Here is a 19,492-nt window from a genome sequence, read left to right as displayed (position 1 = left end):
TTAAATGTATCTTTGCAACTGAAAATTTCTGATATGAATAGTTCACAAAAATCTGAAGAGTTTTACAAAAAATTAAGAACACAACTATACGAAACCACGAGTTGGCCATCTGAGTATTTATATAAGTTTATTGTACTGACTGAAGGTACTGGTATAAAAGACGTTCAAGATTTATTTAATGGTATGGGAGCCGTTATAAATACTATTCCTTCTAAAAATGGGAAATATACAAGTGTTTCCATTAATGTACGATTGAAAAATCCTGAAGCTGTTATAGCAAAGTATAAGGAGGTTGCAGAAAATGTAGAAGGAGTAATTTCTCTTTAAAATTTCTTTTACCGTTCTTTATTTTTTGTACTTTGCAACAGAAACCTAGAGACTGCAGGTTTCTATAAATTTACTACACATTTTATTTTGATTGACGATTTAGAATACAACACGGAGCGCGAGCATTTAATTATTCCAGAATACGGACGTCATCTGCAAAAGATGATTAATTATGCAAAAACGCGCGAAACCAAAGAAGAAAGAAATAAAGTTGCTAAGGCTATCATATCTGTAATGGGTAATTTACAGCCACATTTAAGAGATGTGCCAGACTTTCAGCATAAGTTATGGGATCAGCTATTTATAATGTCTAATTTTGAATTAGATGCGGATTCACCATATCCAACACCTTCTGAAGAAGAACTAAAGTCTAGACCTGAGCCTTTAAGATACCCACAAAACCATCCGAAATACCGTTTTTATGGCAATAACATAAAGACTATGATAGATGTCGCTGTCAGTTGGGAAGATGGTGAGTTGAAAGAAGCATTAGTCTACACTATTGCAAATCATATGAAAAAATGCTTCCTTAACTGGAATAAAGATACGGTGGAAGACGCTGTTATTTTTGATCATTTATACGAACTTTCCGAAGGACAACTTAATTTAAAAGACAGTGATGAAGATTTAACTGATGCTTCAAGTCTAATGCGTGCTAAATCTAAATACGGAAAAAGCAATCAAAAGAAATCTAAAAAGAAATATTCCAACAATAGAAAACGTTATTAAAACGAATGGGAACATTTAAAATTGAAGGTGGACACCAACTGAAGGGTTCCATCAAGCCTCAAGGAGCAAAAAACGAAGCGCTACAAATTCTATGTGCTGTCTTATTAACTTCAGAAACTGTAATCATTGATAACGTTCCGGATATTGTAGATGTAAATAAGCTAATTACACTTTTAGCTAATTTGGGTGTAGAGGTTGAAAAACTCGGACCCAACAAGTATTCTTTTAAGGCAGAAAACGTTGATATTAAATATTTAGAATCTGATACGTTTAAGGTTGAAGGTAGAGGTTTAAGAGGTTCTATAATGATTGTTGGGCCATTGTTGGCGCGTTTTGGCAAAGGTTATATTCCTAAGCCAGGCGGAGATAAAATTGGACGTAGACGTTTAGATACCCATTTTGAAGGATTCATCCGTTTAGGTGCCAATTTTAGATACAACCGAGAAGAATATTTTTATGGAGTAGAGGCAGAGAAACTAAAAGGTGCCTATATGCTACTAGATGAAGCTTCTGTTACTGGTACTGCTAATATTGTGATGGCGGCTGTTTTAGCAGAAGGAAGAACTACCATTTATAACGCAGCTTGCGAACCATATTTACAACAGCTTTGTAAGATGTTGAATAGAATGGGCGCAAAAATTTCTGGTATTGGTTCTAATATGCTAATCATTGATGGAGTAGAGGAGTTAGGAGGTACAGAACATAAAATGTTACCTGATATGATTGAAATAGGTAGCTGGATAGGTCTTGCTGCTATGACAAAGAGTGAACTCACTATTACTGATGTAAGTTGGGATGATTTAGGACAAATTCCTAATGTTTTTAGAAAATTAGGAATTACTGTTGAACAACAAGGTGATGATATTCATATACCAGCGCACAAAGATGGTTACCAAATACAAAATTATATTGATGGTTCTATATTGACTATCGCTGATGCACCATGGCCTGGATTTACACCAGATTTATTGAGTATTGTATTAGTTATTGCAACTCAGGCTAGAGGTGAGGTTTTAATACATCAAAAGATGTTTGAAAGTCGTCTATTCTTTGTGGATAAATTAATTGATATGGGTGCGAAAATCATACTTTGTGACCCTCATAGAGCTACAGTAATCGGACATGATTTTAAGTCGCAATTAAAGGCTACAACCATGACTTCACCAGATATTAGAGCTGGTATTTCACTATTGATAGCAGCACTTTCAGCAAAAGGGACTTCAACCATTCATAATATTGAGCAGATTGATCGTGGTTACGAAAATATAGATGCACGTTTAAAGGCAATAGGTGCAAAAATTGAAAGGATTTAATTTTCCATATTTATATGGAAGAAAAGCTTCAAGTTTAAACTTGAAGCTTTTTTATTTTAACTCACTGCTGCCTTATAGGTTGCTAAACAGCGTTCCCTTGCAAACTTGTGATCTACCATGGGTTGAGGATATGTCAATTCTTGAAAATCGGGCGCCCATTTTTTAATATAGGCTAAATCTTTGTCAAACTTTTGGATTTGACTTGTGGGGTTAAATATTCTGAAGTATGGCGCTGCGTCTACACCAGAGCCAGCAACCCATTGCCAATTACCAACATTACTCGCCATCTCATAGTCATGCAATTTTTCTGCGAAATATGCTTCGCCCCAACGCCAATCAATTAAAAGGTGTTTGCATAGAAAGCTGCCTACTAGCATTCGTATTCTATTATGCATAAAACCGGTTTCATTAAGTTGTCTCATTCCTGCATCAACAAGAGGATAACCTGTTTTACCATCGCACCATAACTTGAATTCTTCCTCATTATTGCGCCATTCAATGCGATCGTATTTAGACTTAAATGACCTGTCTTTGGTGAACGGAAAATGCCATAGAATTTGCATAAAAAATTCTCGCCAAATGAGCTCTTGCCAAAAAATTTCGTTCTTTTCCGCTATGGCCTTTTTCATCATTTCTCTTACGCTGACAGTTCCGAAACGTAAGTGAGGACCTAACCTTGATGTGGCATCCTTTGCTGGAAAATTTCTAGTGTCTTCGTATTCTTGAATTAATTTTGGCGAAACAATATATGGCAACACTTTCTGAGTTGAAGTTTCAAATCCGATGTCAGCTAAAGTTAAATAAGGTAATGTCGTATCTTGTATAAAACCTTCTAAAAAATCTTCAGATTTATAACTTTTGAAGTCTATGGTTTCAAATTTAGCTTTCCAAGAACGCATATAAGGTGTATAAACCACATATGGGTTACCATCTTTTTTAACAACATCATCCTTTTCAAAAATCACTTGATCTTTATAGGTGATAAATGATATGTTTTGCTCATTTAATAATGCTTCAATCTCACCGTCACGTTGCGTTGCGTAGGGTTCATAATCATGATTTGTGTATACCTTGTCTATATTGTAACTAGATGTTAGCTGCTTAAAAACGTGTTCTGGTTTACCATGATAAATGCCTAAGCTGCTATTGCAGTTAACCTTCAAGCTTTGGTTGATATCAGAAATTGTCTCATGCAGAAAGTTGACTCTAGCATCATTCTTTGGCAATTTATCTAGAATGTCAGAATCAAAAATAAAAACCGGAAGAACAGGATTTTTATCCATTAAAGCGTGATACAATCCCACATTATCATTTAGACGTAAATCTCTGCGAAACCAAAATATATTTAACTTAGTATTTTCCAAAAAGCTCTTCTAATTTTTTCGTTCTATAATTAAAAATTTCCTCTAATTTAGGTTTTACAATAATTGGGTGAACTAATTGACCTAATAGGCCAAAAGGTACTTTATAATCAATAATATCTTCCATTTCAACACCGCCATCAATTTCATTTATAAAGTGCTTGTGATGCCACAATGCATATGGTCCAAATCGTTGTTCATCAACGAAGTATTTTTTGTCTTTAACGTGAGTAATTTCAGTAACCCATTTTGTTTTAATACCAAGGACTGGTGTTACAATATATTGGATAATTTGTCCTGGATACATCGGTCGATCAGCACCAGATAGAATATTAAATCCCATAGAATCTGGTGTAATAGTCTTTAGGTTTTTAGGACTTGATAAAAACTTCCAAGCTTCGTCAACATTTATTGGTAAGTTTTGTTTTTTATGTAATGTATATATTTTCATTAGTTATTTGTAACAATATATAAATTCAATGATACTGCAATGCAAAGCCACAATATGTAAGGCATAAGTAAATATCTAGCCTTACTTAGCTTATCATCACCAAAACTTATGAAGAAATATACTATAACCAGAAGAAGAGCCACAAGATTTATTAAACCAAGTGTCACTAGGTGTTGATTGAAAAAAACGAGATTCCAACTCACATTTAAAATTAGGGCTATTCCATATATGATGGTAACATAAGTCGATTTTCTTATTTCAAAAAGAAACGCCAAATAGATAGAAAAGCAAATCATTATCGTTGTCCATGCAAACCCAAAAACCCATCCAGGTGGAGTCCATGGCGCTTTATTTAATGCAGTATACCATTCACCTGTAACTTCATTACCCATAAATAACGTACCTAAAGCAAGGCCACCGAAGTTAAGAGCAAGAAAAAGTATGATATAACCTATTCTCTTCAAATCGAATTATTTGTTAGCTTTTAAGGCTTCGATTTGTTTTAAAACCTCTTCTGCCTCAGCATATTTTTTATCGCTCTCGGCTCTATTAGTAGTTGAAAGTTTATGCCAATCAGACATTAGCTTTTCATACTTTTTTTGAAGTTTTTCTATGTTATCTGTTTTTTTAAAAAGTCCAAACATGATGATTACTTTATAAAGTTTGTAATTCTAGAACTACTAGGTCTTGTTATTGAATAGAAGTGATCAATAAGCTGTCCATTTTTATTAATTAGGTACTTTTGAAAATTCCATTTAACAGAAGAATTTGCTTTTCCGTTTAAAGCTCTAGTAGTTAACCATTTGTATAAAGGATGCTGATTAGAACCTTTAACGTCTATTTTTTCTGTCATTAAAAAGGTCACACCATAATTGAGTTCACAAAATTGCGTAATCTCGTGTGATGTCCCTGGTTCTTGATTACCAAACTGGTTACAAGGAACACCAATCACTACCAATTTATCCATATAGTTTTCATACAGTTTTTGAAGATCTTTGTATTGTGATGTAAATCCACATTTAGAAGCTACATTTACAAAAAGAATATATTTACCTTCAAACTCTGACAAATTTATTGGTTGGCCTTGCAGACTATTAATTTCAACGTCATAAAGCGAACTATTTATGGTCTCTAAAAGTTTTTCTTCAGAATCACTAAAGGATTTTACTATTGCTTTTATAGGGTTCATGTTATTTAGATTTTAAAGCTTACAATTCCGCAATCCATTTCAAAAACTTGACCAGACATCGAGGCTGCTTTATTAGATATTAAAAAGCTCGCCATTTCTGAGACTTCTTGTGGATCTAAATATTTTTTTAGCGGATGGCGTTGTTTCATGTTTTCAACCATCTTCTCGTTTCTCAATAATTTAGCCGCTAAACCTGTGTCAGTTACTGTAGGTGCAATTGCATTTACTCTAATTGTTGGTGCTAATTCTGCTCCTAACGATTTTGTTAAACCTTCAATCGCAGACTTTGATGCTGCAACGCTAGCATGGAAAGGCATTCCTAGTTTTGAAGCCACAGTACTAAATAAAAGTATCGATGGGTTGTTCGCTTTTTTAAGAGCCGGTAAATAATGTTGAATAGATTTTACTGCACCAACCACATTAATCTCAAAATCATTCCTAAAATCATCTGTGCTTAGTCTATTGATAGGTTTTAAGTTAATACTTCCTGGACAATAGACAAGGGCTTTTACAGAATCCGCCTGAGGTAACTCATCACTAAGCACATCACAATTATAGTGTGTTAATCTTTCATGAGTTAACTCAGGTGCAGTTCTGCTGATATTTATAACGTTATGGTTAGGTAAAAGTGATTGAACGATTGCGTTACCAATACCTTTACTACCTCCAACTACAATTACTGTATCCATCTTTAAGCTGCCGTTAAAGGACGACCTTTAAGGCGCTTTTCGATTTTCTGTTTTATGACAGTCAATCGTTTCATCAAATCCATAAGTTTAGAATCTTTTTCTTTTTTATAGATTTCGTTAACACCTAATATTATTTCTTTTGCTTCTCTTGCCGCTAGGATTCTATCACTAGTAGTTTTAAATGAAAATTTTCTATTTTCAAACTCGTCGGCTCTTTGTAAAATATCCATGGCTTATTGATTATTAATATAATTATGTAATTCTAAAATTTTCTCTGGTGTATTAAATTCTCCACCGTAATACGTTGTTACCGTTGCTGATGTATCGTCTTTTATTCCTCTTGAAGACACACATAGGTGCTTAGCATCAATAATCACTGCAACATCTTCTGTTTCTAAAACAGTCTTAAGCTCATTAGCTATTTGATTGGTAAGTCGCTCTTGTACTTGTGGTCTTTTAGCGTAGTATTGCACTATTCTATTTAATTTAGATAATCCAATCACTTTACCCGAAGATTTATACGCAATATGTGCCTTACCAATAATTGGTACAAAATGGTGTTCACAGTTAGAGTAAAAACTGATATTCTTTTCAACCAACATCTGATTGTATTGATATTTATTATCAAACAACGCAACCTTCGGTTTATTAGCCGGATTTAATCCAGAAAATATCTCTTCTATATACATTTTGGCTACACGATCTGGTGTTCCTTTTAAGGAATCATCCGTAAGATCTAAACCAAGTACATCCATAATTTCAGAAAAAAGAATTGAAATTCTTTCCTTTTTCTCTTCGTCAGGCATATCAAATGCCGTTGGTTTCATAGGTGTTTCAAGAGACGTGAATAAGTGGTCATCACCTATTTCTTCTATATTAAAACCGTTTAACTTATTTTCTTTTTCTTTGGAAATTGTTTCTGTATTCATAGCATCTTTTTAATGTGCTGTCTTTAAGTGTTCCAAGCTTAAATCAAAGCACTGATTAACGTTTTGTTATTTTATTGTTTGTTATAGATTTTTGACGAGTGCATTTAAATCTGCCCTTTTCAAATGTTCTTTTTTTTCCATGTTTTGTTGCTCTTCCTTGTACACGTTCTCTCCACATTCTGAAACTACTAGGTTTCATTTCTCGTCTCATTAGAGCTATCACTTCTTGTTCTTTTAAACCAAACTGAAATGTTATTGCTTCAAATGGGGTTCTATCTTCCCATGCCATTTCAATCACTCTATCTATTTGTTCTATTTCTAGCTTCATATTTCTGCAGGCATTGTAAACTGCATGTCATACTTCACTTTTTCATTTAACAACTTGTCAAAAAACTTCTTATTCTCTTTGAACGTTTTGTTATTCCTAAAGTGAATAAATTTTCCTTGAGCGTGCAAGCTTGCGCCATTCGTTTTGTAAATAACTAAATAATGATAAGGTATAATCCATGTGAAATTTCTTAATCCTTGATTAATTAAAACAAGAATCCCACGTGGTCTTAATTCTACATTAGCGTAATTGATATCAGATACCTTATTCATCATGTTTTGCATATTAGGACTGACTTCATCAACAATCATACGTTTAGAACCTATGCCCTTCATTTTTAGTTTTTGGGTAAAACTGAAAGGATGTCCAATCAAATCGTTTATGATTTGTTTGTGCTCAGGGTTGTTATGTGTTGTGTCTAATATCATTTTCTTAGGTAAAGATACAATTTGTTTAACTAATAAAGTATTAAGTTAAACAAAACTTTAACATAACAAAAATTGTAAAAAATTTATTACCCTATGTTAAGCATTATTATCGAGCATTCTTTGCCTATCTCTTAAGGTATGTCGTTTTAAAATACGGTTACTTTCTTTAACAACTTCAGGATCTTTTTGTAATCTCCAAAGAATATCAGTTGCGTGTTTGCGGTTCTTTTTAATATCCACAATAGGTTTCGGATATGTTTCGCCCAATATGAAGTTATTCATTTGTTGCTCCATTTCAGTCATTAAATAGGGCTCGTGAACAAAAGGTGTATCTAATTCGGCTAATTCTGGAACCCATTTTCTAATAAAAGTGGCTTCAGGATCATGTTTAAGACTATTAATAGTTGGATTATAAATGCGAAGATTATTTATACCTGTTTCACCTGCTTGCATTTGTAATTGCGGAAAATGGATGCCTGGCTCAAAGTCTAAAAACTGTTGTGACAAATGTGTTGTTGCTGCCTGCCAAGGTTGCCACAAGATGTGCGTGAAAAAGGAAGCCAACATAGCCCGCATTCTAAAATTTACATATCCAGTTTCTAATAGACATCTCATACTAGCATCTACCAAAGGAAAACCAGTTTGCCCTTCTTTCCAGGCCTTTATATATTCTTCTGAAATACTTTTCTTTAACTTATGAAAGCCTTTGTTTACACTTGCATTTTCCATTGTATGCTCCATTTCAAACTTTTGTATGAAATGAGCCTGCCATCTTAGTCTAGATATAAAAGCACCGATATGTCTTCTATCTGTGGATTGTTCTCTTAAAGTTTTTGCTTTTTGAAAAACCTGCCTTATTGATAAATTTCCCCATGCTATATAAGGCGAAATTCTGCTGCAGCTTGTTCTTGACGCTTCTGGCTTAGAGATATTAAACATGTACTCTTGATGTCTATTTTCGAAAAATGAGTTGGCATATTTCCAGCCAGTGGTTGAACCGCCTTTTTGAAAACTCGTAATTTCAGGAGTTGTTAGGTCTGCTGTAACGAATAGTTTTTCAAGTTTTTTAATATCATCAAGATCTAAAAGTTGGTTTGGTTTTGGTTGAAATAGTTGTTGTGAGGTATTCATATAATTTTCCCAATTTTCAAACCAATTATCTCTATTAACTAATCCACGTTCTACACCGTTATTTTTAGATTCTTTCCAAGTAATGAGATTGTTTCTGCAATATCTACTAATTTCTTTATCTCTATTGTATGTTATTAAAAGACCAGTTTCTACATGAGAGAAGATAGTATCTATTTTATAAAATTCTTGAATTAGGTTTAATGCACCTTGAACATCACTGGTTACTGATAATATTTTGGTATGGTGTGCTCTTAATGTATTATTAATATCTCTGATAGACTCTTTTATAAAATTGAAATGACGTAGGCTGTAATGTCCATCATTCAATAAAATATGTTCAAAGACATATATAATGAGCGTTCTCCTATTAGAATCTAAAGCGTTAGAAATAGCCTCATTATCTTCCAGTCTTAAGTCTCTTTTTAGCCAAACTACATTAATTCTTTCTCTTTCTGACATTCTAAGGTTTTTATAAAATTTAGGGCATTATTAAAGTGTGTTTCTTTTGTGTCTTGTTTCATTTTGTCGAACGTTCTGATGAGCATTCCTAATCGTGGATTGCTTAAAAAGAAATCGCGATGTTTATCCATGAACGTCCAAAATAAGCCATCCCAAATAGGTTGCCATTCCCCTTTAGAATAATTGCTCATTTTCATAATGTAGTTACTGCTACTTATATAGGGTTTTGTAGACATGATACCACCATCTGCATATAAACTCATTCCATAAACGTTTGGTACCATTACCCAATCATAGGCATCTATAAATAACTCCATAAACCATTTGTAAACTTCATTTGGATCAAATTCACATAAGACCATAAAGTTTCCAAGAATCATAAGCCTTTCAATATGGTGTGCATAGCCTGTTTTTAATACCTTTTTAATGGTGTCATCTACTGGTTTAATTCCGGTGCTACCATCATAAAAAGATGCAGGTATTTTTCGTTTAAATTGCCAGAAATTCTTAGTGCGCTCCTCTTTACCTTTTATTTCATATACACCTCTAATAAATTCTCGCCAACCTAAAATCTGTCTTACAAAACCCTCGGTAGAGTTTAAAGGAATATCATTAGCATGAGCATAATCAATAGCTTTTTGAATAACATTCAAAGGATCTAATAAACCAACATTAATCAATGGTGATAGTAAGCTATGATTTAAGAAATGTTCTTCTTTTACTATGGCATCTTCATATATGCCAAATTCATGAAAACGGATTTCCAAAAATTGCTTTAACCAATTTTCAGCAGCGCTATGGGTTACTGGATAAAGTGAAATGTCTGTGAGCTGACCATAGTAGTTGGCAAAATGAGTTTGTACATAATCTTCTGCCTCTTTATGATATTTGGTTTTATCTGGAAACTGAATGCTTGGTGGAACTTTATCTTTTGGATATTTTTTTCGATTGTCAGCGTCATAAGTCCATTTTCCACCAGCTGGATTACCATTATCCATTAAAATGTTTCGGTCTTTACGCTGTTGTTTGTAAAAAGAGGTTTGAAAAAATTTCTTTTTAGAAGCCTTAAAAAATGAGCTCAATTCATCTTTACTGTTTATAAAAAGTGGATTATCATACCAAATAACATCTACTTTAGAAGTACTATTTTTAATATGCTTTTCTAACCAATTATCCGTTGGGTCAATAATGTGAAGTTTTTCTAAGCCGTTGTTAATTAAGTGCGGAATTAAAGTTCTTACGTCACTTTGTTCTGAAGTAGCCTCTATGTAATTTATCTGATGATTTTTAGAACTCAAGAAGTCTTCATAAGCTTTCATGGACGCGCGAAGAAAGGCAATTTTTTGTTTATGAAACTTATATTGATTAAAGAATAGGTATTCTTCAATCAAATATATGTCACAATCGAGTTCAAGGATTGGTGAACTTTGAAATAATTGGTGTGGAAATATGAGTGCGACTTCCTTCATCATCTAAAATAAACTGTGTTGTAACCAAAGTTTTCTGAACTTGCCTGTAGTGTCGTAACGCTCTGCTTGTAATTGCACGTTGAATTTGCGATCTCTAGGATCATTACCAATACCTGCAACGTACATCCAATTACCATAATTACTATGCACGTCATAGTCCAATAGCAAAGCTTCAAAATACGCTGCTCCTATACGCCAATCGAGTTCTAGCTCTTTAGCAAAATATGACGCTACATTTTGTCGTCCTCTATTGCTCATCCATCCGGTTTCTTTGAGTTCTAGCATATTGGCATTCACAAAATCTGAATGTGTTTCGCCATCTATCCATCTATTGGTTTGGGTTTCGTTTGTTGACCATTCATAGTCTTTTTTAAGAATACCTTCTAGCTTAAATATCTGATTGCCATGTTTCATGGATATGTACTTGAAATAGTCGCGCCAGATTAACTCAAAGATTAACCAATATGTGGATTGGTTTTTAAAATGTGTTTTTTCAAATGCTTTGACTTTCCAATAAATGGTTCTGACCGAAATACTTCCGTTAGCTAACCAAGGTGAGAATTTTGAGCTATAATCTACACCAACTAATCCATTTCTAGTTTTTTTGTAGACACCAAGCTTCTTGGTATTGAAAAAATAGTCTTCTAGTCGATTTAAAGCCGCTGTTTCGCCACCTGAAAAAGGAAATGCAGAATGAGGATGATTAGTAAATACCTCGAAACCTAAATCACCTAAGCTTGGAATGTGAGTTATGTTTTCAATTTTATTTGAATCAGATAGTGCTTGGATTTTTATTTCCTCTCTAATGGCAATATATTTTTCAAGCTTTTTTCTGAATACTGTAAATACTTGCGGTGTTTCACTGATATTGAAATTTATATCATCAGGATGAAATAAGAATTGGTTGTAAAAAGAATACCAATTAACACACTCTAATCTGAGTTTTACTAACGTTTCAACTTCAACCTCTTCTTGTGTCCATTCTTTTTGAAGAAAAATATCCGTTACTCCTTGTTCAGCAACAATTTTTGGAATTACAGTTTCTGGTAGATCAAAATAGGTGAGCAATTCAATATTTAAAGCACTTAATTGATGCTTTAGGTCGGTAACCGTTTCTATCAAAAACTTTGCTCTAAACTTTTCAGTTTTTTTAAATCCATACACTGTGTTTTGAAATTGTCTAGGGTCAAAACAGTATAGGGCAATAACTTTCTCAGCATTTATACAAGCTTCTGATAGTACCTTATTATCATTAATTCTAAGGTCATTTCTAAACCAGACTAAATTGATGTTTTTTGTTTTCTGCATCTGTCACTACAATATTTTACATGTTCCCAATTCTTTTCCCATTTTTTTCTCCATGAAAATGGCTTGTCACATACCACACAAATTTTACTAGGTAAATGTTGCTTCTTTACACCTCTCATTTTTGTTTTACCAATGCGTTAATCATTCCTTTAAAGACAAATGCATGAAACGGTAAAACCATATACCAATACAGTCTCCCTAAAACCCCTTTTGGTCTAAAAACTGCAGATTGATATAGTTTACCTCTAATAATTTTAAATTCTAACCAAGCCTCCCCAGGTAATTTCATTTCCGCAAAGAGTAACAAACGTTTTTCTTTTTTATCCGCGAACAATACACGCCAAAAATCTAGTGGATCGCCAGGTTCTAAATAATCGTCATGTGTGCGACCTCGGCGCAAACCAACACCACCAAAAAGTTTATCGACATAACCTCTAAGTTTCCATAAACCATTAAAGCTATACCAACCGTTTTTGCCACCAATATTCCAAATTTGATTTAGAGTAAAGGCTTCATCCTCAACCTTTCTAGCTCTAACATCTTTGAAGCAGCCATACCTTGGTAATTCAATATATTTAGATAACTGATCATTAAAAACACCACTACTAACGGCATCTTTCCAGCTTGAAATTACTGAGTTTTGTTGTATTCTTTGAAATGCTAGTTTTACGGCATCCTTATATGTCATTGGCATTACAGGAATAGTTTCACCAATATTACTTTTTTGGCCTATAACCTCGACTTTCATGCTATCTACCAAGGCTTGTGCAAGTTGAAAAGACGTAGATGTTACAAAATACAACCAATATGATGATAGTTTCGGTGTTAGTACCGGCAAGGTTAAAATGTATCGTTTTAAGCCACGTACTTCTGCAAATTGCAACAGCATTTGCTTATAAGTCATTATTTCAGGACCAAATATGTCAAAAGATTTATTGTATAATTCAGATTTGCCAATGGCATTAGATAAATAGCCCAAAACATCTCTTATGCTAATAGGTTGTGTTTTTGTATTGAGCCATTTTGGGGTTACCATTACTGGTAATTTTTCTACAATATCTCTTATGATTTCAAATGAAGCACTGCCGCTTCCAACAATAATACCTGCTCTAAACGTCGTTAAACCATAATGATTAGATTTTAGTGTTTCTTCAACTTGAAAACGAGATTTTAAATGTTTAGATAATGAGTTATCGTTTACAATGCCACTAAGATAAATGACTTGTTTACAATTTGTTTTATTGACTAAATGTTTGAAGTTAGACGCACATTGTTTTTCTAAATCTTCGAAATCTTTACTTTGAGTTGCCATTGAGTGAATCAGATAATAAGCAACATCTATATCTTTAGGAATACTATTTTCCTGTGGCTCTAAAAAGTCTATTTTAATAAATGAACATCTGGGATGTTCTTCAATTTCGTCAGGGATACGATTCATGTCACGGACACAACAAATAAGCTCATGATCAGCCTTTAGCAGCTGCAGTGCCAATCTTTTAGCTATATAGCCAGTTGTACCAGTGATTAAAATTCGCATTAGTCATTGTTATTAGTGGATACGTTTTTTGGGCGTTGATATTCTAATCTTGTCTTAAGTTCTGGAACAGCATAAGCGTCCAGGCCATTGATTGTTGCTACTTTGCCTTTAGCTAAGTCGATAAAACCGTCTTTAAGAAGTAATTCATCTTTTACATAAATTTTATCTATTTGACCAATTAGCAAAATCGTGTTGTTCACTTTTATAGGATATTCCTCTACGTAAGACATGGCTATTTGTACAGGACAATCCTTTACAAACGGCGCCCAAAAATTATCTTTGTATTCTGCTTCTAAATTGGTAACATCAAATTCTGAGATGTCTGAGTCATATTTAGCAGAAGTATGATGTGCATCTTCAATTATGTCGTCATAAATGTGATTAATGGTGTATTTGCCAGAAGATTTAATGTTGTCATATGTGTTACGAATTACCGTTGTCGGTCGTAAAAAGAAACCTAGGAGTCCTGGATTAGAACCCAAATGTGTCACAGAACTAAACACTGCTACATTAGTAACACCAAGATTGTCTTTAGTACCAATAAGATTGGCAGACTTAAATCCAGAACAACTATTTATTAAGTTAATTCTGAAGATATAATCCATATTTCTAATATCTTCTAATGTAAATTCAGCCATTTATAAATTGATGAAATTGTTAATTTTAATGTCTTTTGCTTTAAGGTCGAACATTAAGTTATACAAACCAAAGAATGTACGATTGATATAGATAAAATGCTTAGAACCTCTGTTACCATTCATGTTGCGAAGTTCTGTGCTTTTAGAATATTTCTGTCCCATTTCTGCGACCTTGTCAAAAAACTCAGGATTTGAAAAATCAAAAGTATCATTATGAAATGGTTGAGTAAAAAGACTTAATAATTCATGGAACATTGCTGAGAAGAAACTAATCTCTTCAGCTGAATCGTCTGGTCTTAATATCTCTAGTTCGTACATTTTTTCTGTAAATATTTTACTATCATCAATACATTCTTTTCGAGCAAGCTCAAAGTATGGTTTGTAGAATTCTTCTGGTATAGATTTCATACAGCCAAAATCTAATGCTATTAGTTCTCCGTTTTCTGAAACTAAAAAGTTTCCAGGATGAGGATCTGCATGTACTTTTTTAAGTTTATGTACTTGATACATGTAAAAATCCCATAAAGCTTGACCAAGTTTATTAGATAACTCTTGGTTGGTGTTATGACTTGTAAATTCAGAGAGATGTTCGCCTGTCATATAATCCATTGTTATAATACGCTCTGAAGAATATTCGTCATAATAATTTGGGAATTTTAAATTCGGTATATGTCTACATGCGTCTACGACGGCTTTACTTTGTTTTATTTCTAACAAATAGTTTGTCTCCTCGACTAATTTGTCTTCAACCTCCTTAAAATACTTATCTGAATCTTTACCTTTAATATTAAACATCTTTATAGCTACTGGCTTTACTAGAGCTAAATCAGATGAGATACTTTCAGCAACTCCAGGGTATTGGATTTTCACAGCAAATTTTTTCCCATCCTTCTCTGCTATATGTACCTGTCCGATACTAGCAGCGTTTACTGAAGTTGCATTGAAAGCGTCAAATAAAGCGTTAGGATCTTTACCAAAATATTTTTTAAAAGTTTTAATTACTAATGGTGGTGATAATGGTGGCACAGAAAATTGTGATAAAGAAAACTTTTCTACATAGGCTTTTGGCAAAATGCTTTTTTCCATACTAAGCATTTGAGCAACCTTTAAAGCACTGCCTTTAAGCTTCTTTAAACTGTCATAAATATCTTCGGCATTATTTTGATTTAGGCGCTCCTTTGCTTCTTCTTTAGAGCTCACAATTTTGTCACCGTAGTATTTTAAATAGTTAACACCAACTTTAGCACCAGTTGATACTAATTTTGAGGCTCGAGATATTTTTGTAATTGGAATGCTATCTATAGTCTTCATTATTTCATGTGCATTTTTTCCTTGAACAAGAATTTTCCAAAATCGATTAGACTATTTAGTGGAGTAGTGTCCAATAAATCAAAACTTGCTCTTACCGATTTTTCAATAAAAAGATCCGTTTTTTCAAATGATGAAGACGTGTCTTTCATCCAAAAATTAAAAATTAATACCATCTGAAACCAAAAAGATTCAGAAATACCTTTATTTTTTAATTTCTCTAGTTTGTCTTGTTTTAAATCTAAGGTGTCTATGTTAAGGTGTTTGATATACTTGTTAAAACTAGATTTCAACTTTCCTGTAATTTTATTGAAGGTTACTATAGATTGTTTTTCACCTGCCGCGTAGACAACATAACTTCTGTTAGCAGAAAGCATTTCAAAAAAGGTGTAGTAAAAGCTTAAAAGTTTATCCTTTGCTTCAAAATTTTGATAATCTTCGCTTTTGTTTAGCAGTTCTAAAGTATTGTCGAAGAATATTTGAAAAATTGATTGCTCCAGAACGTCAAAAGAAGTAAAAAACTCATAGAATTTTTGCTCCTCAAATTTGTTCTCTTTTGCGAATGCATAAACCGTCTTTGGCCTTTGGTTATGGGTTAGCACATAATCCATGTATAGGCTCACAATGTCGTTTTGGGTAGTGTTTTTTTTCTTTGCCATGTCTCTAAATTCATAACAAAGATAATATTGTTTAACTATAAAAAGAAATGGTTAAACAAAATTTAACAGATGATTTTAAACCGAATAGTGTTAGCAATTTCCTGCACAGCAATCTTCGTCCTTTACAAGCTTGCAACTTAGTATAGCTAATATTGCTCCGAGGCATGGAGCTGTAAGATAAAGCCATAGGTTTTGTGTGTTGCCAGATATTAAGGCTGGTGCTAAAGATCTTGCAGGGTTCATGGATGCTTTCGTCATTGGTCCTGCAAACATGGCTTCAAGTAATATAACGGAACCAACAGCAATCGCAGCCATTGTTCCAACTTCTTTGCTGCCAGTAGAGACATTAATAATTGTAATCATAAGGAAGAAGGTGAGTATAAGCTCTAACAAAAAGGCTTTATAAGGAGCAAAGCCTTCAGCAGGATAGGTATGGCCAAAACTCTGACTTTCTGGAAATAGAATCCACAAGATACCAATGGCTAAAAAAGCACCCATAATCTGTACCAAGATATAGCTGGGAACTTGTTTCCAAGGAAATTTCTTAGCGTAAGCAAAGGCTATGGTGACAGCCGGATTAAAATGAGCGCCAGATATTTCACCGTATGCATAAATCATAGCCATAACAATAAGTCCCCATGTTATGGCCACACCTACATGAGATATGGCGCCGCCAGTTATTTCGTCGATAGTCATAGCACCACATCCACAAAATACCATAGCAAACGTGCCAAAAAGTTCTGCAAATAACTTTTTCATTTACTTTTTGATTTTAGAAAACACATATTTAAATTCAGTAGCAATTTGAATACTACGCTCTTTATATTTTTCAGCTTTTTGAGGCGTATTATCAAAAGCTTTTGGGTCTTCATAAGTAATTGGAATACGTTTTTCTGCACCAGGAATAAATGGGCAACCTGCATCTGCACTAGAACACGTCATTATTGCTGCAAATTCTGTTGAAGGATTAAAATCTGCATCATATGTCTTAGAAAATCCGATAATAGGATGCGCAACATCAGAATAGATTATAGCATAGACTGGATTATTTTCAGTTGAAAGTTTTTCAATCTTAAACCCTGAAGTTGTTAAAGCTTCAGCTGCAGATGGAAATAAAGCTGTTGCTTCAGTTCCACCAGAATAACAAAACACCTTATTAATCTCAAAATAATGTGCCATTGTTTGTGCCCACACTTGAGATAAATGGCTACGACGTGAGTTGTGTGTGCATATTAGATTAAGGTTAATGATAGATTTTGTATCTACCTTACTTTGAATAAAATCTATAAGAGGTTGTAAAATATTTTTTCTTTCTTCTGATATAGATGAGATATCTAAATATTCTATTTCGGCTTCAATAGCTTTATATAGCATGATAAATTTTTAGTTAGGATTTAACAACAGCCAGTTCCAGGAATACATGAACTTGCTTTTTGTAAATCTGAAAGTTTAATTCTTGGTTTTTCTTTAGGAATGCCACAATTATCTTTTGCTAAGCAATCTGTTTTAGTACTAACTAGAAGAAAGTTTGCACCATCAAAGTCTAAATTGTATTTACCAATGGTATCACCTTGATATTCTACTTCGATATCCAAATCACCTATGCTTAAAGCATTTTCAGAAAGTTCAATAATGTTTAATAGTTTTTCTGGATGCAATCTGTGGTCGTAATCATTGGCTTCCCAAAGTTGAAAATTTACAACTTCTTCGTGTCTAATTGTTCCACCACAATCAATAAAATTCTTCGTTACTTTTCCGACTTCAGTCACATGAAAATGACTTGGTACGAGATCACCATTTGGTAATTGAAAAGTTATAGTATCTAATGTCTTTAGCTTGTTTTTTATTTCAGATAGTTTCATAATATTTCTAGTTAACAGCAGTTGTTTGTTTTAATTTCTTGATTAAAAAATGCGTTGAAAATGCTTTTCATGTTTTCCCATTTTTCTTCGTTGATGCAATAACACACACTTGTACCTTCAATATTACCTTTTATGAGGCCAAGATTTTTTAATTCTTTAAGGTGTTGAGATATGGTTGCTTGAGCTAATCCGATTTCGTCTACTAGATCGCCACAAATACATGTAGTTGATTTAAAAAGCTGATGTAAAATGGCAACTCTTGCAGGATGCGCAAAAGCCTTTGCTAATTGGGCTATTTCATTTTGTGTGTCTGAAAATATCTCTGTTTTAGTTACGCCCATAATTAATCTATATTTGTTTATTGCAATATTACGATTAATATATTTTTCGACAAAACAAAATCTTAGAATTTCGGCACCTTTTTATATATTCCTTAACATAGCCCATAACACTTAAGTCGTACTTTTAACCACCATTTAAAAACTAAACACTAATTAAGATGAAGAAACTAGTATTATTTGCTTTTGCCTTAACATTAATGTTTTCTGTTAATGCACAAGTAGAAACTCCGCAACCAAGCCCATTTACTAAGATTGAACAAAAAGTAGGTCTTACAGATGTAACATTAGAATATTCTAGGCCAAGTGCAAAGGGTAGAGCTGTATTTGGTGAACTTGTACCTTTTGGAAAAATGTGGCGAGCTGGTGCCAACAAAAACACAATGATAACATTTAGCGATACTGTTATTATAGGCGATAGTAAAGTAGAAGCCGGTTCTTATGCTATTTTTATTACGCCAAACAAGGAATCTTGGGATGTTATTTTCTATTCTGATACTAATAATTGGGGTACTCCTAGAAACTGGGACGACGCTAAGGTTGTTGCAAAAGCAACTGCAAAAATCTATGAAATGCCAATGAAAGTTGAGACTTGGACTATCGGTTTTGATGATCTTACAAACAGCTCAACAAATCTTGGTTTTATCTGGGAGAACACATACGCTTCTATAACTATTAAAGTTCCTACGGATGATAAAGTAACTGCTTCTATAAAAAACACAATGGCGGGGCCTTCTGCAGACGATTATTATTCTGCAGCAGTTTATAATTTGGCTGAAAAGAAAGATTTAAAACAAGCAATGAAGTGGATCGATACAGCTGTTGAAATGACTAAAGATCAGCCTCGTTTTTGGTACTTAAGACAACAGTCTTTAATTCACTCAGCAAATGGTGATAAGAAAGGTGCAATTGAAGCGGCTAAAAAATCTTTAGCTGGAGCAAAAGAAAGAGGAAATGCAGATTATATAAAAATGAATATGGATTCTTTAAAAGAATGGGGTGCAATGTAAATTAAACTCTTAACAATATAGAAAAGCAG

Annotated in this window: 26 protein-coding genes; 4 read left to right on the top strand and 22 right to left on the bottom strand. The window is 33.4% G+C overall.

Annotated features, from left to right (window positions below):
• Nucleotides 1-33: 33 nt before the first annotated feature.
• The 3 genes from HRU50_RS14895 to murA all read left to right on the top strand — a co-directional run bounded on the left by HRU50_RS14895 (nt 34) and on the right by murA (nt 2,369).
• On the top strand, nt 34-327 hold the full coding sequence (locus HRU50_RS14895) for a DUF493 family protein (RefSeq protein WP_296351923.1): 294 nt from the start codon (nt 34-36) through the stop codon (nt 325-327).
• Between the two features lie 87 nt (nt 328-414).
• Complete coding sequence (locus tag HRU50_RS14890; protein ID WP_296351921.1) at nt 415-1,056, top strand: DUF4290 domain-containing protein; 642 nt, start codon at nt 415-417, stop codon at nt 1,054-1,056.
• A gap of 5 nt (nt 1,057-1,061) precedes the next feature.
• Nucleotides 1,062-2,369, top strand: coding sequence for a UDP-N-acetylglucosamine 1-carboxyvinyltransferase (gene murA, locus HRU50_RS14885; protein WP_296351919.1), 1,308 nt, complete (start codon nt 1,062-1,064; stop codon nt 2,367-2,369).
• 56 nt (nt 2,370-2,425) lie between these two features.
• Here murA and HRU50_RS14880 read toward each other — a convergent pair whose 3' ends face one another.
• The 22 genes from HRU50_RS14880 to HRU50_RS14775 all read right to left on the bottom strand — a co-directional run bounded on the left by HRU50_RS14880 (nt 2,426) and on the right by HRU50_RS14775 (nt 18,456).
• Nucleotides 2,426-3,733 (bottom strand): deoxyribodipyrimidine photo-lyase, encoded by a 1,308-nt coding sequence (locus HRU50_RS14880; protein ID WP_296351917.1) that lies wholly within the window; start codon nt 3,731-3,733, stop codon nt 2,426-2,428.
• Nucleotides 3,720-4,181, bottom strand: a complete 462-nt coding sequence (locus HRU50_RS14875; protein ID WP_296351915.1) for an SRPBCC family protein — start codon at nt 4,179-4,181, stop codon at nt 3,720-3,722. Before HRU50_RS14875 ends, HRU50_RS14880 begins: the two co-directional genes overlap by 14 nt.
• Nucleotides 4,181-4,645, bottom strand: a complete 465-nt coding sequence (locus HRU50_RS14870) for a TspO/MBR family protein (RefSeq protein ID WP_296351912.1) — start codon at nt 4,643-4,645, stop codon at nt 4,181-4,183. Before HRU50_RS14870 ends, HRU50_RS14875 begins: the two co-directional genes overlap by 1 nt.
• Nucleotides 4,646-4,651: 6 nt before the next feature.
• On the bottom strand, nt 4,652-4,825 hold the full coding sequence (locus HRU50_RS14865; RefSeq protein WP_296351910.1) for a Lacal_2735 family protein: 174 nt from the start codon (nt 4,823-4,825) through the stop codon (nt 4,652-4,654).
• 5 nt (nt 4,826-4,830) lie between these two features.
• Complete coding sequence (locus tag HRU50_RS14860; protein ID WP_296351908.1) at nt 4,831-5,370, bottom strand: glutathione peroxidase; 540 nt, start codon at nt 5,368-5,370, stop codon at nt 4,831-4,833.
• Nucleotides 5,371-5,375: 5 nt separating this feature from the next.
• Entirely contained in the window at nt 5,376-6,059 is a 684-nt protein-coding gene (locus HRU50_RS14855) for an SDR family oxidoreductase (RefSeq protein ID WP_296351906.1), read from the bottom strand.
• 2 nt (nt 6,060-6,061) lie between these two features.
• A complete protein-coding gene (locus HRU50_RS14850) occupies nt 6,062-6,289 on the bottom strand; it encodes a hypothetical protein (RefSeq protein WP_296351904.1) in 228 nt (75 codons plus the stop codon).
• Nucleotides 6,290-6,292: 3 nt separating this feature from the next.
• Nucleotides 6,293-6,988, bottom strand: coding sequence for a GTP cyclohydrolase I FolE (gene folE, locus HRU50_RS14845; RefSeq protein WP_296351902.1), 696 nt, complete (start codon nt 6,986-6,988; stop codon nt 6,293-6,295).
• 55 nt (nt 6,989-7,043) lie between these two features.
• The gene (locus HRU50_RS14840) at nt 7,044-7,316 is read right to left on the bottom strand and encodes a TIGR03643 family protein (protein WP_296351900.1); all 273 of its coding nucleotides are present in this window, start codon (nt 7,314-7,316) and stop codon (nt 7,044-7,046) included.
• Nucleotides 7,313-7,744 carry a hypothetical protein gene (locus HRU50_RS14835; protein ID WP_296351899.1) on the bottom strand — a complete coding sequence of 144 codons (432 nt, stop codon included), beginning with the start codon at nt 7,742-7,744 and terminating at the stop codon, nt 7,313-7,315. Before HRU50_RS14835 ends, HRU50_RS14840 begins: the two co-directional genes overlap by 4 nt.
• A gap of 96 nt (nt 7,745-7,840) precedes the next feature.
• Nucleotides 7,841-9,334, bottom strand: a complete 1,494-nt coding sequence (locus HRU50_RS14830) for a cryptochrome/deoxyribodipyrimidine photo-lyase family protein (RefSeq protein WP_296351897.1) — start codon at nt 9,332-9,334, stop codon at nt 7,841-7,843.
• Complete coding sequence (locus HRU50_RS14825; protein ID WP_366927383.1) at nt 9,307-10,806, bottom strand: cryptochrome/photolyase family protein; 1,500 nt, start codon at nt 10,804-10,806, stop codon at nt 9,307-9,309. Before HRU50_RS14825 ends, HRU50_RS14830 begins: the two co-directional genes overlap by 28 nt.
• A complete protein-coding gene (locus tag HRU50_RS14820) occupies nt 10,807-12,111 on the bottom strand; it encodes a DASH family cryptochrome (protein ID WP_296351895.1) in 1,305 nt (434 codons plus the stop codon). It lies immediately after the preceding gene.
• A complete protein-coding gene (locus HRU50_RS14815) occupies nt 12,084-12,230 on the bottom strand; it encodes a DUF2256 domain-containing protein (RefSeq protein WP_296351893.1) in 147 nt (48 codons plus the stop codon). The genes HRU50_RS14820 and HRU50_RS14815 overlap by 28 nt, the downstream gene beginning before the upstream one ends.
• Entirely contained in the window at nt 12,227-13,648 is a 1,422-nt protein-coding gene (locus HRU50_RS14810) for an SDR family oxidoreductase (RefSeq protein ID WP_296351891.1), read from the bottom strand. The genes HRU50_RS14815 and HRU50_RS14810 overlap by 4 nt, the downstream gene beginning before the upstream one ends.
• On the bottom strand, nt 13,648-14,286 hold the full coding sequence (locus HRU50_RS14805; RefSeq protein WP_296351889.1) for a flavin reductase: 639 nt from the start codon (nt 14,284-14,286) through the stop codon (nt 13,648-13,650). Before HRU50_RS14805 ends, HRU50_RS14810 begins: the two co-directional genes overlap by 1 nt.
• Nucleotides 14,287-15,597, bottom strand: coding sequence for an AarF/UbiB family protein (locus tag HRU50_RS14800; protein WP_296351887.1), 1,311 nt, complete (start codon nt 15,595-15,597; stop codon nt 14,287-14,289).
• Complete coding sequence (locus tag HRU50_RS14795; RefSeq protein WP_296351885.1) at nt 15,597-16,253, bottom strand: TetR family transcriptional regulator C-terminal domain-containing protein; 657 nt, start codon at nt 16,251-16,253, stop codon at nt 15,597-15,599. The genes HRU50_RS14800 and HRU50_RS14795 overlap by 1 nt, the downstream gene beginning before the upstream one ends.
• A 90-nt stretch (nt 16,254-16,343) precedes the next feature.
• On the bottom strand, nt 16,344-17,012 hold the full coding sequence (locus HRU50_RS14790; protein WP_296351884.1) for an aquaporin: 669 nt from the start codon (nt 17,010-17,012) through the stop codon (nt 16,344-16,346).
• Nucleotides 17,013-17,627, bottom strand: coding sequence for a protein-tyrosine-phosphatase (locus HRU50_RS14785; protein WP_296351882.1), 615 nt, complete (start codon nt 17,625-17,627; stop codon nt 17,013-17,015). It lies immediately after the preceding gene.
• 20 nt (nt 17,628-17,647) lie between these two features.
• Nucleotides 17,648-18,115, bottom strand: a complete 468-nt coding sequence (locus tag HRU50_RS14780; RefSeq protein ID WP_296351880.1) for a DUF6428 family protein — start codon at nt 18,113-18,115, stop codon at nt 17,648-17,650.
• A gap of 11 nt (nt 18,116-18,126) precedes the next feature.
• On the bottom strand, nt 18,127-18,456 hold the full coding sequence (locus HRU50_RS14775) for a metalloregulator ArsR/SmtB family transcription factor (RefSeq protein WP_296351878.1): 330 nt from the start codon (nt 18,454-18,456) through the stop codon (nt 18,127-18,129).
• A 158-nt stretch (nt 18,457-18,614) separates the two neighbouring features.
• Here HRU50_RS14775 and HRU50_RS14770 point away from each other — a divergent pair, with 158 nt between their 5' ends.
• Nucleotides 18,615-19,463: a DUF2911 domain-containing protein gene (locus HRU50_RS14770; RefSeq protein WP_296351877.1), complete on the top strand. Its 849-nt coding sequence runs from the start codon at nt 18,615-18,617 to the stop codon at nt 19,461-19,463.
• The last annotated feature ends 29 nt before the right edge of the window (nt 19,464-19,492 follow it).

It is taken from the genome of Winogradskyella sp. (assembly GCF_013213835.1).
In the GTDB taxonomy this organism is placed as follows: domain Bacteria; phylum Bacteroidota; class Bacteroidia; order Flavobacteriales; family Flavobacteriaceae; genus Winogradskyella.
This window is presented reverse-complemented; position numbering and strand designations above follow the sequence as displayed.

Coding starts and splice junctions, on each gene's coding strand:
- HRU50_RS14855 (WP_296351906.1), bottom strand. CDS start 6,059: ATGGATACAGTAATTGTAGTTGGAGGTAGTAAAGGTATTGGTAACGCA.
- HRU50_RS14795 (WP_296351885.1), bottom strand. CDS start 16,253: ATGGCAAAGAAAAAAAACACTACCCAAAACGACATTGTGAGCCTATAC.
- HRU50_RS14820 (WP_296351895.1), bottom strand. CDS start 12,111: ATGCAGAAAACAAAAAACATCAATTTAGTCTGGTTTAGAAATGACCTT.
- HRU50_RS14800 (WP_296351887.1), bottom strand. CDS start 15,597: ATGAAGACTATAGATAGCATTCCAATTACAAAAATATCTCGAGCCTCA.
- HRU50_RS14835 (WP_296351899.1), bottom strand. CDS start 7,744: ATGATATTAGACACAACACATAACAACCCTGAGCACAAACAAATCATA.
- HRU50_RS14805 (WP_296351889.1), bottom strand. CDS start 14,286: ATGGCTGAATTTACATTAGAAGATATTAGAAATATGGATTATATCTTC.
- HRU50_RS14770 (WP_296351877.1), top strand. CDS start 18,615: ATGAAGAAACTAGTATTATTTGCTTTTGCCTTAACATTAATGTTTTCT.
- HRU50_RS14895 (WP_296351923.1), top strand. CDS start 34: ATGAATAGTTCACAAAAATCTGAAGAGTTTTACAAAAAATTAAGAACA.
- HRU50_RS14830 (WP_296351897.1), bottom strand. CDS start 9,334: ATGTCAGAAAGAGAAAGAATTAATGTAGTTTGGCTAAAAAGAGACTTA.
- folE (WP_296351902.1), bottom strand. CDS start 6,988: ATGAATACAGAAACAATTTCCAAAGAAAAAGAAAATAAGTTAAACGGT.
- murA (WP_296351919.1), top strand. CDS start 1,062: ATGGGAACATTTAAAATTGAAGGTGGACACCAACTGAAGGGTTCCATC.
- HRU50_RS14790 (WP_296351884.1), bottom strand. CDS start 17,012: ATGAAAAAGTTATTTGCAGAACTTTTTGGCACGTTTGCTATGGTATTT.
- HRU50_RS14780 (WP_296351880.1), bottom strand. CDS start 18,115: ATGAAACTATCTGAAATAAAAAACAAGCTAAAGACATTAGATACTATA.
- HRU50_RS14840 (WP_296351900.1), bottom strand. CDS start 7,316: ATGAAGCTAGAAATAGAACAAATAGATAGAGTGATTGAAATGGCATGG.
- HRU50_RS14825 (WP_366927383.1), bottom strand. CDS start 10,806: ATGATGAAGGAAGTCGCACTCATATTTCCACACCAATTATTTCAAAGT.
- HRU50_RS14875 (WP_296351915.1), bottom strand. CDS start 4,181: ATGAAAATATATACATTACATAAAAAACAAAACTTACCAATAAATGTT.
- HRU50_RS14775 (WP_296351878.1), bottom strand. CDS start 18,456: ATGGGCGTAACTAAAACAGAGATATTTTCAGACACACAAAATGAAATA.
- HRU50_RS14785 (WP_296351882.1), bottom strand. CDS start 17,627: ATGCTATATAAAGCTATTGAAGCCGAAATAGAATATTTAGATATCTCA.
- HRU50_RS14860 (WP_296351908.1), bottom strand. CDS start 5,370: ATGAACCCTATAAAAGCAATAGTAAAATCCTTTAGTGATTCTGAAGAA.
- HRU50_RS14850 (WP_296351904.1), bottom strand. CDS start 6,289: ATGGATATTTTACAAAGAGCCGACGAGTTTGAAAATAGAAAATTTTCA.
- HRU50_RS14815 (WP_296351893.1), bottom strand. CDS start 12,230: ATGAGAGGTGTAAAGAAGCAACATTTACCTAGTAAAATTTGTGTGGTA.
- HRU50_RS14810 (WP_296351891.1), bottom strand. CDS start 13,648: ATGCGAATTTTAATCACTGGTACAACTGGCTATATAGCTAAAAGATTG.
- HRU50_RS14865 (WP_296351910.1), bottom strand. CDS start 4,825: ATGTTTGGACTTTTTAAAAAAACAGATAACATAGAAAAACTTCAAAAA.